The following is a 13280-nucleotide window of genomic DNA, read 5'->3' on the forward strand; positions in this document are numbered from 1 at the left end:
CGCATTTTCTTCCTGATCCTTTACGGCAATTTCTGATCACCATTCATGCGCCTGGTCTTTATCTGAGATCACCCGCTGGCACAAGCGTGGCAATCTGAGGCTGCTATAGTCAGTTTCTGTATTTTTGCGCCATTATTATGCCTGACCGGCATTCAACTCAAATGGCAAAAATGCAAGATTGGAAAGAATACCAGGAAAAAAATAAGGATCGTTTTCTGCAGGAATTATTGGATCTGCTCAGGATTCCGAGTGTTAGCGCACGTAGCGAAAACAAGCCGGATATGGCCACGTGCGCCGAAGCAGTAAAAAAGCAAATACTTGCAGCCGGTGCCGACAAAGTAGAAATATATCAAACCGCCGGACATCCACTGGTGTATGGTGAGAAAATAATTGATCCCGCCAAACCTACTGTTCTGGTTTATGGTCATTATGATGTGCAGCCGGCTGATCCGTTGGAACTATGGCACAGCGGACCTTTTGAACCAGTAATCAAAGACGGTAAAATCTACGCGCGCGGAGCCTGTGATGATAAAGGCCAGTTCTACATGCATGTGAAGGCATTGGAAATAATGGTTCAGACCAACTCGCTCCCGACCAATGTCAAATTCCTGATCGAAGGTGAAGAAGAGATTGGTTCACCAAACCTGGCAAAATTCGTATCTGCGAATAGGGAATTGCTCAAAGCCGATGTGGTATTGATCAGCGATACTGCCATGATATCTCTTGACACGCCCTCGATCGATATCGGTGTCAGGGGACTGAGCTATATCGAGGTTGAAGTGACTGGTCCGAACCGCGATCTTCATAGTGGTGTGTACGGAGGTGCCGTAGCAAATCCTGTTACCATGCTCGCGAAAATGATTGCTTCGTGTCACGATGAAAATAATCATATCACTATTCCGGGTTTCTATGATGATGTGGTGATACCTGGCGAAGAAGAAAGAAAGCTGATGGCGCAGGCACCTTTCAGTGAGGCCGAATACAAAGCCGATCTTGGCATCGACAGTCTCTGGGGTGAAAAAGGGTTTACTACCAATGAAAGAACCGGTATCCGCCCGACGCTCGAAGTGAATGGTATCTGGGGCGGCTATACAGGCGAAGGAGCAAAAACCGTGTTGCCTTCCAGGGCCTATGCAAAGATTTCTGCAAGACTTGTTCCCAATCAGTCCTCAAAAGTTATCACGGAGAAATTGATAAAGTATTTTACCGAAATAGCTCCCAAAGGCGTTAAGGTGAAGGCTGAAGAACATCACGGTGGTGAACCATATATGACACCGGTTGATTCAAAGGCTTACCAGGCTGCGGCGAAAGCTATCGAAGCCACCTTCAACAAAAAACCAATCCCGGTCCGTGGCGGAGGCAGCATTCCCATCTGCTCATTATTTGAAAAAGAACTTGGCATAAAAATCGTGTTTATGGGTTTTGGATTGGATAGTGATAACCTTCATTCTCCGAATGAAAAGTTCAATCTTGAAAACTATTATAAAGGCATTGAGACTATACCGTACTTCCATAAATACTTTTCAGAGTTATGAGTGATGAGTGATGAGTGATGAGTTAGTTATGAGTGATAGAATTATGAGATAAATTACGTCATATCACTCATCACTGATTAACTCTTCACTAACTCATCACTCATCACTCATCACTCATAACTCATAACTCCATAACGTGGCGACTCCCGATAAATTAAGAATTGATAAGTATCTCTGGGCCATACGCCTTTTTAAAACGCGTTCACTGGCTTCCGAAGCTTGTGACCAGGGTAAAGTCAAACTGAATGGCGCATCTGTTAAGCCTGCCAAAACCGTGAACGTAGGCGATGAATATGAAGTAAAAACAGAAGCAAAAAAGTGGAAGATCAAAGTGACCGAACTGCTTCACAACCGTGTGCAATATACAGAGTCACTAAAATATTATCTCGATATCACCCCTGAAGAAGAGATCAAGCGTGTTCAATATCTCGCGTCCAGTTTTCATACCGGCAAACGACAGAGTAAGGTGGGAAGACCAACTAAAAAAGAACGACGTGAACTGGATGGATTTATGGATGATGATTAGAGCGCGCTAATACCAGCTATTTTTTCGCTTGTTGAAATGCTCGATCGCGATCTTGAACTGTATTGGGTTTTTGAACTGGTTGGCCAGGGAGCCCACTACATAGATCCCAACCTTGTATCTCTCTGTCCACAACTTCAACACTTTTTCCACCCCGACAAAACCTTCGATGTATTGAAGATTACGTTCCGGCAGGTATAAAATTCCCCCACCGGCGACTTCCATCAGGTTTAACTTTTTCAACAGGGGAATTTTGTTGAGGATGGCGCCATTGAAATGATGCAGGTAATGCCCCTCGTAAAATCTCTTAAAGGCGGGAAATGTTGAATCAAGAGCCTGGAAACTCGCAGTGGGATTTGTGAACAGGAATGGATCACCACGTCGCATATACTTATAATCCACTTCACGCAAATCCTTCATTGTATGAAAGGATCCGGTAAAAAAAGTATAATTGGAAATGCCTGCCAGTCCAAGTTTAAGCTGTTGACGGATACCAAACTCGGTATAATCAAAATCATTTACGCTTTCCATAACGCCGGGAATACCCTTTCGCCACGTGACATAAATGGTCGGCCACTTTGAACCAAGGATCACCTTTTCTTTTGGCTCCCTGATGTATCGTTGAGCGGGCGTATATTCCAGGGTAACATTATTAAAGAAAGAATTGTACGGCTCGAAAGCAGGAGCCTGGTTATCCGGCAGAACTTCTACCGTAAGTGAGTCCCATTTACTGTTCGTTTTGTAATGTGCTGCAGATCTGCGCATCGCATACTGCAACTCATTATGAAGAAACAAACCATTCACGAGCTCCAGGCCATGGGCCACACTGAAATGATCATGCTCATATACATTGCTCCTTTTTATCTGGTTGATCCATGCATCACCGGGGAACACGGACCCAAACTCCCGTCCCACACTTAGTTTGTAATAGCCCCTGTTGAAAGGATTGTACATACGCGTCAGGGTAACATTACCTTTTATGTCCTGGTTCCTGAATCCATAACTCATGTGGCCCCAGACGGATACATTCTTTCTCGATTTGAAAGTTCTTATATAGTTCCCATTAACGCCAATCCGGTGGCCGCCGAACCCGATCGGTTCATACATGGAAACCAACGGGCCGATGTAGATGGTCCGTTCTTTTTCCCGGCTATGGATCCCCTGTCCGAAGACCAGAATTTTTTTCCAGGTGACTTTATTAAATACGGCGTCGACGGAATCAAGATATGCCTTTGTGTGTTGAGCGTTGTAAACACTGTCTTTGTAACGGACAAATCGTATTTCCTTTTCCGTCAGGGGTTCTGTTCTTGACTGTGACCAGAAGCTGGTATCCCGTTCATACGCCTTCTGCAAAGTGGCACTTACTTCGTTTCCGAAATGTTTAGGTGGAAAGCCGGGATTCATCCGGAAGTTCCGGAACTGGACAAGAGTTCTGCCACTCATTTTCCTTTTGCCCGATTTTGCGGCATAAGAAAACTCCTGTCTTGTGACCATCCAGCTCCTGCCATCTATCAATTCATATTGCTGATCAACCGAGAAATAATCATATTCAGGCATATGGAACCTGGGGAACTCAAAATGAGTCTTTAGCAAAACCCACGAACTGTCGAGCACCTCTACTTCACCTTCAACGAGGGCATTTCCAAGTTTGATGGGACTGATGCGGATCGTGTACACTTTATTGTTGCCTTGTTTCCGAATTGATATTGTTTTGAACCGGTAACCTACCAGTCCGCTGTAACTTATCGGCGATAAAAAAGGCATCACAGAGAGGCCCCGAACTTTGATAAGATTCCTGTAGAAATTGAACTCTCCATCCGTTGCGGTGAGATAAAATAAGCTCTCTGAATTCCCGCGAACGTTAACCCCCGTCCTGGTTTCTTTGATCCTGTCCGGGTATTCATAGTCAAGTTTAAGCGTTACTTCGGCCATGCTCATACGCTGAAGTTCCAGGGTCGATGTATCAACCGGTGCTTTCTTTTTCTTTTTGCTGATCACATCATTTTCCTGCGTGGCACGGATATACAGATCTGTTGAATATGAGTTGGAAGTGGCCAGCAGCTTTTCTTTATTCCTGATAACATTCCTGATTATTTCTTCCGCCCGGTCGCGTTTTACAGCCTTAACTTCTACCTCTTTTAATTCATTGCCAGAGCTTTCCAGTATCACATTTTGTTTTACATCATTGTTCCGGACAACCAGTTCAATCACCTGTTGTTTGTAACCGATCATGGTAAATACAAGTTCATATCGGTCCTCTGGCAGTTGTAATTCATAGGAACCGTCGAGCCTGGTGGTTGTTCCGGTCTTTAAGCCCTTTATGGCAACACTTACATAACCCAGCGGCTCGAGAGAGGCATTGGTAACCTTACCAGACACCTTAAATGTCTGGCCCAGGCTGGACTGGCAGATGGAAAACAGGATGAAGAAGAGGAGTAAAGGTTTAATCAAGTCAGCCGGTTTGAACCCAAAATGAGGATAATTAGGTTACGATAACTATGGTAGTTACAGTATTAGATTAGATTTAACACGGTCCCGTACACCTCGGGGTATGTTGTAAGGGCGCCGGCTTCACAAACAGTCATTCTTACCCGCCAGGATTTTTTCATTCAAAGAACCCTGGAAGAGACCATATTGGCTCAATCGCATGAATTCCTATCGCCGCTTAACAGGGCAATTCGCATAATCTTATCTTCGCAACAGGAAAATCTCAAAGATTTGCTATTATGAGAATTGACATCATCACGGTATTGCCTGAATTGCTTGAAAGTCCCTTCGCCCATTCCATAATAAGCCGGGCACGTGAGAAAGGCCTGCTCGAGATAAATCTTCATCCGCTGAGAAAATGGGCGGTAAACAAATATGGCCAGGTTGATGATTACCAGTTTGGAGGTGGGGCTGGTATGGTTATGATGCCCGAGCCCCTCGCTAACGCCATTGAAAGCTTATCCAAAGAGGCGGTGTTTGACGAGATCATCTATATGACGCCTGATGGTGAACGATTCAACCAGGGAATCGCGAACCAGTTGTCGATGAAAAAAAACCTCCTTATCATCTGTGGTCACTATAAGGGTATCGATGAGCGGATCCGTCAACATTTTGTTACGAGGGAAATTTCGATAGGTGATTATGTGCTTAGTGGTGGAGAGCTCGCTGCCGCTGTGGTTGTAGACGCCGTTGGCAGGCTACTACCTGGCGTTTTAAATGATGAGACCTCTGCCCTGATGGATTCGTTCCAGGACAATTTACTGGCTCCCCCGGTCTATACAAGACCCGCTGTGTTCCGTGATTGGAAGGTTCCTGATATCCTGTTAAGTGGCGACCCAAAAAAGATCGATGAATGGAGGAATGAACAGTCAGTTATCAGGACGAATGAACGGAGGCCGGACCTGAATGTTGACTAGAACGATATGAATGCCACTAAAATAATCAGCAGACAACATGCGAAAATCAACAACAGGTTCAACGCGATTGTTTTTTTCATAAGGTTGGTTTTACCTTTATATGCATGAGCCGTGCCAAAGAGTAATTATCGTTATAGGATATATACGAAAGGGAGGCTGAAAATTCCCGCGTAAAAATTAATAACCGTCAATTTATCATACATCAATGAGAAGCATTATTTTCCTGGTTGCGATATCCTCCTTTCTATCAGTCTCTTGTCAAAACCAAACAAACACTCCAGTCGTTGAAAAACGGGATACCACCATTACAGCGGTTAACGCTTACAATGAACTTTTTCTGGATAGCACAAAGCTTGAGGCATTTATTGCAACAAATAAATATGATGACTCTCTTGCCAATCATTTCAGGAGTTTTTACAACTCGAGAAACTATCAATATGCCTGGTTCTCAGGTGACGGCGAAGCTGAGCATGCAAACCATTTTCTGAACCTCCAGAATGATTACATAGGTTATAGCCGTGACAGCAGTCTTTACAATGCCCATCTTCAACAAATCATCGATACGCTGAATAGCAGTGACAGTACCTACAGACTTACGCCTGCAGAAATGCTCAATACTGAACTTTTATTGACGTCACAGTTTTTTACTTATGCGCAAAGGGCATACCTGGGTGATAAAAAACTTAATACCGCAGATCTTAAGTGGTTCATTCCACGAAAAAAACTTGATATGGTAGGTTTGCTGGATTCAGTACTGAAACCTGCTGCAGCAGGTGTTGATGTATATGAACCCGTAAACCGCCAGTATAAAATGCTGAAAAAAGAATTGATCAGGTATTCATCAATTCAAAAAGAAGGTGGATGGGCCCCCGTTTCCGGATCGCAGAAAAAATTTGTAAAAGGTGATACCGCGGAAGCCATAAGAATGATAAAAAAGCGGTTATACAAGACCGGTGATTTTGTCTCTGCCGACACCAGCAATCTTTTTACTGACTCGTTAGAGTCTGCCGTTAAGAGGATGCAGAAACGATACGGCATGAAGGAAGATGGAGTCGTGGGCGGCGCAACCCTCCGTGAAATGAACCAATCCATCGACTTCCGGATCCGCCAGATGCTGATAAATCTTGAGCGGTTCCGGTGGGTACCAGCAGAAGTAAACTCTGATTACCTGCTCGTGAACATCCCACAATTTAAATTGCATGTGTATGAACAGGGAAAATTATCCTTTTCGATGAATGTCGTTGTCGGCTCACTTCAACATAATACGGTGATCTTTAACGGTGACCTGAAATATGTTGTATTTAGTCCCTACTGGAACGTACCCCCCAGCATTGTAAAAAACGAGATCTTACCAGGCATCCAAAGGAACAAAAATTATATAGCCGGACACAATATGGAGATCACCGGTTATTCAGGCAAACTGCCTAATGTAAGGCAGAAGCCCGGCCCCAACAACTCGCTGGGAAAAGTCAAGTTCCTTTTTCCCAACAGCTACAACATTTATCTTCATGATACTCCTGCAAAAAGTTTGTTTGGTGAAACCAACCGGGCTTTCAGCCATGGATGTATCAGGCTGGGTGAACCACGTAAACTGGCAGAATTTCTATTGAGGAATGACAAAAGCTGGACAACCGAAAAGATCCGCCAGGCAATGGATGCCGGCAAGGAAAGATACGTGACGCTGACCAAACCCGTCCCCGTGTTCATCGGGTATTTCACAGCGTGGGTGGATAGCGAAGGACTGCTAAACTTCCGTGACGATGTTTACGGGCACGACGCTAAACTGGCAGAAAAGATGTTCATGGATTCCAAATCTACAGTATCACTGGTAAGAAAATAAGTAACTCACTTTCTCTTAGCCCATACATATTCGGCAAAACCCAGGAGGTCCCAAAACACATTACCTGTTACGGCTTTTCCCCTGGCCCATCTGAGTGAAATGCGCAACGGCGTGATGGCTGCATAGAACCAACTGCGACGGGTACCTGCAGCGACAATGGTACAGTTTTCTTTTTCAAATAATTTTGTCAGTTCCGGAACGGAATATAAACGCACATGAGAAGAATCATCGTGGAAGTTTAATGTCCCCTTCATAGATGGCAATTTCTTACTTCTTTGTCCGGGGTATTCGACATAAATAGAGCCTCCAGGTTTAAGTTTTTTGATCAACCCACGCAGTACCTCATCACCGTTATAGAGATGCTCAATAACATGCACCACAAGGATCGCATCAAAAAAATTATCAGGTAGTTTAGAGAAGTCAAGCTTTGTAAGATCCATTTCATAAAAATCTTTCATTACCGCAAAGTCGGCAGGATCGTTATTGTATTCCCGGCTTATATCAAGACCATAATACTCACAGCCAGGAAAAAGCGTAACTGTTTTCGTCGCAGAATGATTTCCCGTTCCAATGTCGAGCAGGCGAAACTTCTTATTTCCAAACGAACGATATAAAAAATTAAATTTTGGATTCTGTCTCCGCAACCATTTTTTTACTGCTTCCACCATTAATAGCTTTTAAAATTCAATATTAATGGTTAAATATTAAATCCTCCATCTTAAATCCCGGGTCTCAAATCTTAAATATCTTTACCGGTATGCAAGATGAAATCCGCCTTTCAGGTAAACTGGTTGACATCCTCAACAGGACAATCAAAGCTTCAACCATAGTCGTCAGAGATACAAGGATTGTATCCATCACAGCGTTTGAAGGCATCGATTCAGATCTTCCTTTTATTATGCCCGGTTTCGTCGACAGCCATGTACACATAGAAAGCTCTATGCTGATACCATCTGAATTTGCAAGGCTGGCTGTGGTTCACGGCACGGTAGCAACGGTAAGTGACCCTCATGAAATTGCTAATGTCTGCGGTATCGAAGGCGTAGAGTACATGATCACCAATGGGAATTCGGTACCATTCAAATTTAACTTCGGAGCGCCCAGCTGTGTACCCGCAACAAGTTTTGAAACAGCCGGTGCCGCGGTTGATGTGGAAGATGTAACGAAACTATTGGCCAGGAAAGAAATAAAGTATCTCAGTGAAATGATGAATTTTCCCGGGGTATTAAATAGTGATCCTGTGGTTATGAATAAAATCGCGGCCGCAAAGGCAGCTGGTAAACCGGTAGATGGTCACGCTCCTGGTTTAACCGGTGATCTGGCCAAACAATATATAGCAGCAGGAATTACAACGGATCACGAGTGTTTTACCGCTACGGAAGCCCTTGACAAATTATCCCATGGCATGAAGATCCTTATACGCGAAGGCAGCGCAGCCAAAAATTTTGAGGCATTGGCTGGACTGCTTGCAGACCATGCTGACCTGATGATGTTTTGCAGTGACGACAAACATCCGGACAGCCTGGTTGATGGCCATATAAACAGCTTATGTGCCCGGGCTGTTGCAAAAGGGATAAATGTGTTCAATGTTTTGCAGGCGGCCTGTATTAATCCCGTGCTGCATTATAAGTTAGACGTGGGACTGCTTGCCATCAACGATCCCGCTGATTTCATCCTTATAGAAGACCTGGAAAACTTCAATGTTATTCAAACCTATATTGATGGCAAACTTGTTGCCGATAACGGAAAGTCACTTATTGCACGGAATGATAAAACCATCGGGACAAGGATCAACAACTTCTCGTGTACAAAAAAATTACCGGAAGATTTTCTGATTCCTGACACACCAATGAACTTCGATATTTATTCACGGCATATCATTCAAGCGCTTGATGGTCAGCTGATCACCAACCGGATAACGGGGAACCTTAGCCGAAGGGATGGATTTATAGATGTAAATATTGATGAGGACCTCCTGAAAATAGTTGTCGTAAACCGCTATCGTGATGCCCCGGTTTCGAAAGGGTTCATTAAAAATTTCGGATTAACAAAAGGAGCCCTTGCCTCATCCGTTGCACACGATTCACACAATATCGTGGCAGTCGCGACCAATGATAAAGACCTGGCAATGGCTGTTAACCTTATCATAGAAAAACAGGGTGGTATCAGCTGCGTTAGTGATGACCAGGAGTTAGTGATTGCTTTGCCTGTTGCAGGATTAATGACAGACGAAGACGGCTATGATGTCGCCGCTGCCTACACAGCAATTGATAAGATGGCCAGGTCGCTGGGTTCAACCCTCTCCTCTCCGTTCATGACTTTGTCGTTTATGGCCCTTCTTGTAATTCCTGAGCTGAAGTTGAGCGACCTCGGACTGTTCGATGGAAAGGAGTTCAGGTTGGTTGATAAGACCGGGGCCTGAGAATAACTTCTGAACTTATTGACCCGGTTGTTAGCCTACTGATCAGGCAGGATATTTTGTTCTTGTCTTTGTTTTACCGGGAAAAAAAAGGGTTTTACCGGCAATTTTCAGTGCATAACCTATATCCGCTTTTTCCCGCGCTTACCCGCTATTACATTTGTTTAAAATCAGGTTATGAATAAATCACAGAACAGACGACTGGTCACCGGCAGAAGAAAAACTTCGGGAAACCTTATTATCGGAATGGCCTTACTCGTAGTTGGTTCCCTGCTTTTTGCCAGGGAGTTTGGCGCCGATTTGCCGGATTGGTTTTTCAGATGGGAACTGATCCTTGTGGTCGTGGGAATCAGTATCGGGGTGAAAAGTGGCTTTCGGGATTTTGGCTGGATCATAGTTACCGGGCTCGGCTTGTTTTTTCTAAGTGATGATATCTTCCCTGGCTGGAATGCGACCCGCTTTATGGTACCGGCGGGACTGCTTGCTCTGGGTGCGTTTATTCTACTTACCAGGCTGTCTGCATCCTCAAGTCGCGACAATTTAACTTTTGGAAACGATCCGGACCCTTACATTGCGACGGAAGAACAAACAAAACGCGGTCAATTTTCCAACCGGGGCGAACAATTTACACACCGCACTGAACAGCCAGGCGACAGGACTTCGCAATTCACAAACCGTAATGAACAGTCAAGTGAGAGGACATCACAATTCCCAAACAGTAATGAACAGCCAGGGGACCCGACCTCCCAATTTACAAACCGCACTGAACAGGCAGCGGACAGGGATCCAAAACCCTCAAACCCTCTTGATCAGTTTGGAGACAGGAACGCACGGCCTTCTAACCCCATTGATCAGTTCATCAATAAAGGCGAGCAGTTTCCGGGGAGCAGGGAGGAATCGCAAAACAGGAGTGGTCAGCAGAGTACCCGCAGTGAACAGTACACTGACCGGGAAACAAAGTATGCAAACCAGATGCAGGAGGAGGAACGATTGGAAATCGTTTCGGTATTCAGCGCTGTGAACCGCAAGGTGTTCAGCAAAAACTTTGTCGGCGGCGAAATCGTGTGCGTGTTTGGCGGCTCAGAAGTGAACTTAATGAATGCCGACATATCCGCAGGTACCATTGAGTTGGAGGTGGTCTGCATATTTGGGGGCGCCACACTTTTTATTCCTCCAAACTGGAATGTCAGGTCTGAGATGGGTTCTGTTTTTGGTGGAGTCGATGACAAGCGAAAAAATTCGATCCCTGATCCAGACAAAACAATCATCATCAAAGGTGTTTGCATTTTCGGGGGTCTCGAAGTAAAAACCAGGTTCCAGTAAATGCGAAAACCAGGTTCCGCTAACTGCGGAAATCAAGTTCAACTACTCCTGAAATCAACTAATTCACACCGTTTACCAATCAAAATACAAACCTTATTTATATGAACTGGTATTTGTCCAAAATAGTTTACCGGATCGTTTGTGGGGATGGATCGCACAAGCCACAGTTTGATGAACAACTGAGACTAATTCAGGCTGAAGATGAATCACTGGCTTTTGCGAAAGCAAGATCTTTCGGGTACAGGGAGGCAGAAATATTTTTGAACGAGAAACAACATCTTGTGAGATGGGAATTTATTAATGTATCCGAATTATATAAGATCACGGCACTGATTGATGGTGCAGAATTATATTCGAAGATCCATGAAGCCGATAACGCGGATCTTTACATTACAACCGTGCATAAAAAAGCAACAGACATTCAATCAGGATCAACCCATAAATATTTACAACTTTTATAACCGCTTCCTGTGTCAAGATCTTTGCTTTCTTCCCGGCGTAATAAATGGATCTTCCTGGTCTGCTGGCTGGTGTGGGCCCTTGTACACTATAGCATTTTATATGGCTGGAACATCGATTGGCAGGCATCGGCTATCGACGCCCTGGTTTCTAATCTCTTTTTGGCGGGGGCATGCCTGTTGATCTTTAATAATCTTAGATTTTACCGTCCAAAACGTTACGCTGCACTGTTCCTGATTTCCTTATGCCTGGCTATTACAGGATTCTGGTTGCTGGTAACCGATTTCATACTAACATACCTGTCACCGGCACAGACTGATTTCATACAAGCTTCGAGACCCGTCAGATTTAACATTGGTTTCCTGCTGACTGGCTGCAGTGCGATGATAGGCCTGCTCTGGTATCATTCCGAAGAACTACACGAGAGTATACAGCAGAAAGCGGAAACAGAATCAATTGCTAAGGACGCCGAGCTGTATTCACTCCGACAGCAACTGCAGCCGCACTTTCTTTTTAATAGTTTAAACTCAATCAGTGCCCTCGTTGGATCAGATCCCGAGTTGTCAAGAAAAATGATACAGCAACTATCTGCTTTCCTTCGCGGTACCCTTAATAAGGACGACAAGGGAAATATAAGTCTTAGTGAAGAACTCGAGCATCTTGAACTGTATCTCGAAATAGAAAAGGTAAGATTTGGTCACCGGTTGCAAACGGTTATTGACGTTCAAAACCAGGAGCTGCTAATTCCGCCAATGGTCCTTCAACCCATTGTCGAAAATGCAATCAAATTTGGCTTGTATGATACCATAGGAACCGTGTCGATTGAAATCAGTTCAAAGCGGGTTGGTAATGACCTTGTGATCACCGTGCAGAACCCTTATGATCCGGAGACCGCAGATCCGAGAAAGGGCACCGGCTTCGGACTAAACTCAATACGCCGCAGGCTGTTTTTGTTATTCGCCAGGAACGACCTGCTCACCACATCCTTTAACCAGCTGACTTTTACAACCATTGTAAAAATACCCCAATATGATCAAGGCAATAATAATTGATGATGAACCCCTCGCCAGGGTGTTAGTGAAAGAATATCTTGCATCTCACCCGGACATTCATGTTGTAAATGAATGTAACGATGGATTTGAGGGTGTAAAGTCAATCATGCAGGAACAGCCCGACCTCATTTTTCTTGACATACAAATGCCGAAAATTAATGGCTTTGAAATGCTGGAGCTGATAGAGAACCGGCCACATGTAATTTTTACAACAGCCTTCGATGAACACGCGATCCGGGCATTTGATAATCATGCGGTCGATTACCTGCTTAAGCCTTTCAGCAAATCACGGTTTGACAAGGCCATTCAACAGTTCAATAATCTTCATAAACAGAATAAGATCATACAGACCAACGAGCTGCTCGAAACTGCCGCAACGTTACCTCAGCAAAACGCACGTGTTGTTGTTAAAACAGGTGGAAAGATCAAGATCATTCCTACCAGCGCAATACACTATCTCGAAGCCGCTGATGACTATGTAAAGATCATCACCAACGAAGGCAGCTTTTTGAAGAATAACACCATGTCGCACTTTGAGAAAGTCTTTAACCAGAACGAGTTTGTCCGTGTGCATCGCTCCTACATGATTGCGATCGAGCAAATCACAAGACTTGAACCTTATGAAAAAGAAGGTTTCCTTGCGATACTGCGAAGCGGTGCGAAAGTTCCTGTGAGCAAGGCTGGCTATGTCAAACTAAAAAAAATCCTGGCACTGTAAAAGTACC

At 44.4% G+C, this 13280-nt stretch carries 11 protein-coding genes; 9 read left to right on the forward strand and 2 right to left on the reverse strand.

Features of this window, described 5'->3' with window-relative positions:
* The first annotated feature begins 170 nt into the window (after nt 1–170).
* Nucleotides 171–1535, forward strand: a complete 1365-nt coding sequence (locus tag ACX0G7_RS07865) for a dipeptidase (RefSeq protein WP_458922894.1) — start codon at nt 171–173, stop codon at nt 1533–1535.
* Nucleotides 1536–1671: 136 nt separating this feature from the next.
* Nucleotides 1672–2061, forward strand: coding sequence for an RNA-binding S4 domain-containing protein (locus ACX0G7_RS07870; RefSeq protein WP_458922895.1), 390 nt, complete (start codon nt 1672–1674; stop codon nt 2059–2061).
* A gap of 6 nt (nt 2062–2067) precedes the next feature.
* Here ACX0G7_RS07870 and ACX0G7_RS07875 read toward each other — a convergent pair whose 3' ends face one another.
* A complete protein-coding gene (locus ACX0G7_RS07875) occupies nt 2068–4509 on the reverse strand; it encodes a DUF5686 and carboxypeptidase regulatory-like domain-containing protein (RefSeq protein ID WP_458922896.1) in 2442 nt (813 codons plus the stop codon).
* 275 nt (nt 4510–4784) lie between these two features.
* Between ACX0G7_RS07875 and trmD the strand changes: the two genes are divergently transcribed.
* Together trmD and ACX0G7_RS07885 are read left to right on the forward strand one after the other, a co-directional pair.
* Nucleotides 4785–5462 (forward strand): tRNA (guanosine(37)-N1)-methyltransferase TrmD, encoded by a 678-nt coding sequence (gene trmD, locus ACX0G7_RS07880; RefSeq protein ID WP_458922897.1) that lies wholly within the window; start codon nt 4785–4787, stop codon nt 5460–5462.
* Nucleotides 5463–5667: 205 nt separating this feature from the next.
* Nucleotides 5668–7302 (forward strand): L,D-transpeptidase family protein, encoded by a 1635-nt coding sequence (locus ACX0G7_RS07885; RefSeq protein WP_458922898.1) that lies wholly within the window; start codon nt 5668–5670, stop codon nt 7300–7302.
* Between the two features lie 5 nt (nt 7303–7307).
* Here the strand turns inward: ACX0G7_RS07885 and ACX0G7_RS07890 are convergent, their stop codons facing one another.
* Nucleotides 7308–7970: a class I SAM-dependent methyltransferase gene (locus ACX0G7_RS07890; protein ID WP_458922899.1), complete on the reverse strand. Its 663-nt coding sequence runs from the start codon at nt 7968–7970 to the stop codon at nt 7308–7310.
* An 89-nt stretch (nt 7971–8059) separates the two neighbouring features.
* Between ACX0G7_RS07890 and ade the strand changes: the two genes are divergently transcribed.
* The 5 genes from ade to ACX0G7_RS07915 all read left to right on the forward strand — a co-directional run bounded on the left by ade (nt 8060) and on the right by ACX0G7_RS07915 (nt 13273).
* Nucleotides 8060–9724 (forward strand): adenine deaminase, encoded by a 1665-nt coding sequence (gene ade, locus ACX0G7_RS07895; RefSeq protein ID WP_458922900.1) that lies wholly within the window; start codon nt 8060–8062, stop codon nt 9722–9724.
* A gap of 174 nt (nt 9725–9898) precedes the next feature.
* Nucleotides 9899–11044, forward strand: coding sequence for a LiaF transmembrane domain-containing protein (locus ACX0G7_RS07900; RefSeq protein WP_458922901.1), 1146 nt, complete (start codon nt 9899–9901; stop codon nt 11042–11044).
* A gap of 101 nt (nt 11045–11145) precedes the next feature.
* On the forward strand, nt 11146–11505 hold the full coding sequence (locus ACX0G7_RS07905; protein ID WP_458922902.1) for a DUF4288 domain-containing protein: 360 nt from the start codon (nt 11146–11148) through the stop codon (nt 11503–11505).
* 9 nt (nt 11506–11514) lie between these two features.
* Nucleotides 11515–12555, forward strand: coding sequence for a sensor histidine kinase (locus tag ACX0G7_RS07910; protein WP_458922903.1), 1041 nt, complete (start codon nt 11515–11517; stop codon nt 12553–12555).
* Nucleotides 12533–13273: a LytR/AlgR family response regulator transcription factor gene (locus ACX0G7_RS07915; RefSeq protein ID WP_458922904.1), complete on the forward strand. Its 741-nt coding sequence runs from the start codon at nt 12533–12535 to the stop codon at nt 13271–13273. Before ACX0G7_RS07910 ends, ACX0G7_RS07915 begins: the two co-directional genes overlap by 23 nt.
* The last annotated feature ends 7 nt before the right edge of the window (nt 13274–13280 follow it).

The sequence above is a fragment of the Flavitalea antarctica genome (genome assembly GCF_054461535.1).

What these genes read in the sequence shown, in the direction of transcription:
- ACX0G7_RS07865 (WP_458922894.1), top strand. Translation starts at nt 171, where the DNA reads ATGCAAGATTGGAAAGAATACCAGGAAAAAAATAAGGATCGTTTTCTG.
- trmD (WP_458922897.1), top strand. Translation starts at nt 4,785, where the DNA reads ATGAGAATTGACATCATCACGGTATTGCCTGAATTGCTTGAAAGTCCC.
- ACX0G7_RS07885 (WP_458922898.1), top strand. Translation starts at nt 5,668, where the DNA reads ATGAGAAGCATTATTTTCCTGGTTGCGATATCCTCCTTTCTATCAGTC.
- ACX0G7_RS07890 (WP_458922899.1), bottom strand. Translation starts at nt 7,970, where the DNA reads ATGGTGGAAGCAGTAAAAAAATGGTTGCGGAGACAGAATCCAAAATTT.
- ade (WP_458922900.1), top strand. Translation starts at nt 8,060, where the DNA reads ATGCAAGATGAAATCCGCCTTTCAGGTAAACTGGTTGACATCCTCAAC.
- ACX0G7_RS07900 (WP_458922901.1), top strand. Translation starts at nt 9,899, where the DNA reads ATGAATAAATCACAGAACAGACGACTGGTCACCGGCAGAAGAAAAACT.
- ACX0G7_RS07905 (WP_458922902.1), top strand. Translation starts at nt 11,146, where the DNA reads ATGAACTGGTATTTGTCCAAAATAGTTTACCGGATCGTTTGTGGGGAT.
- ACX0G7_RS07915 (WP_458922904.1), top strand. Translation starts at nt 12,533, where the DNA reads ATGATCAAGGCAATAATAATTGATGATGAACCCCTCGCCAGGGTGTTA.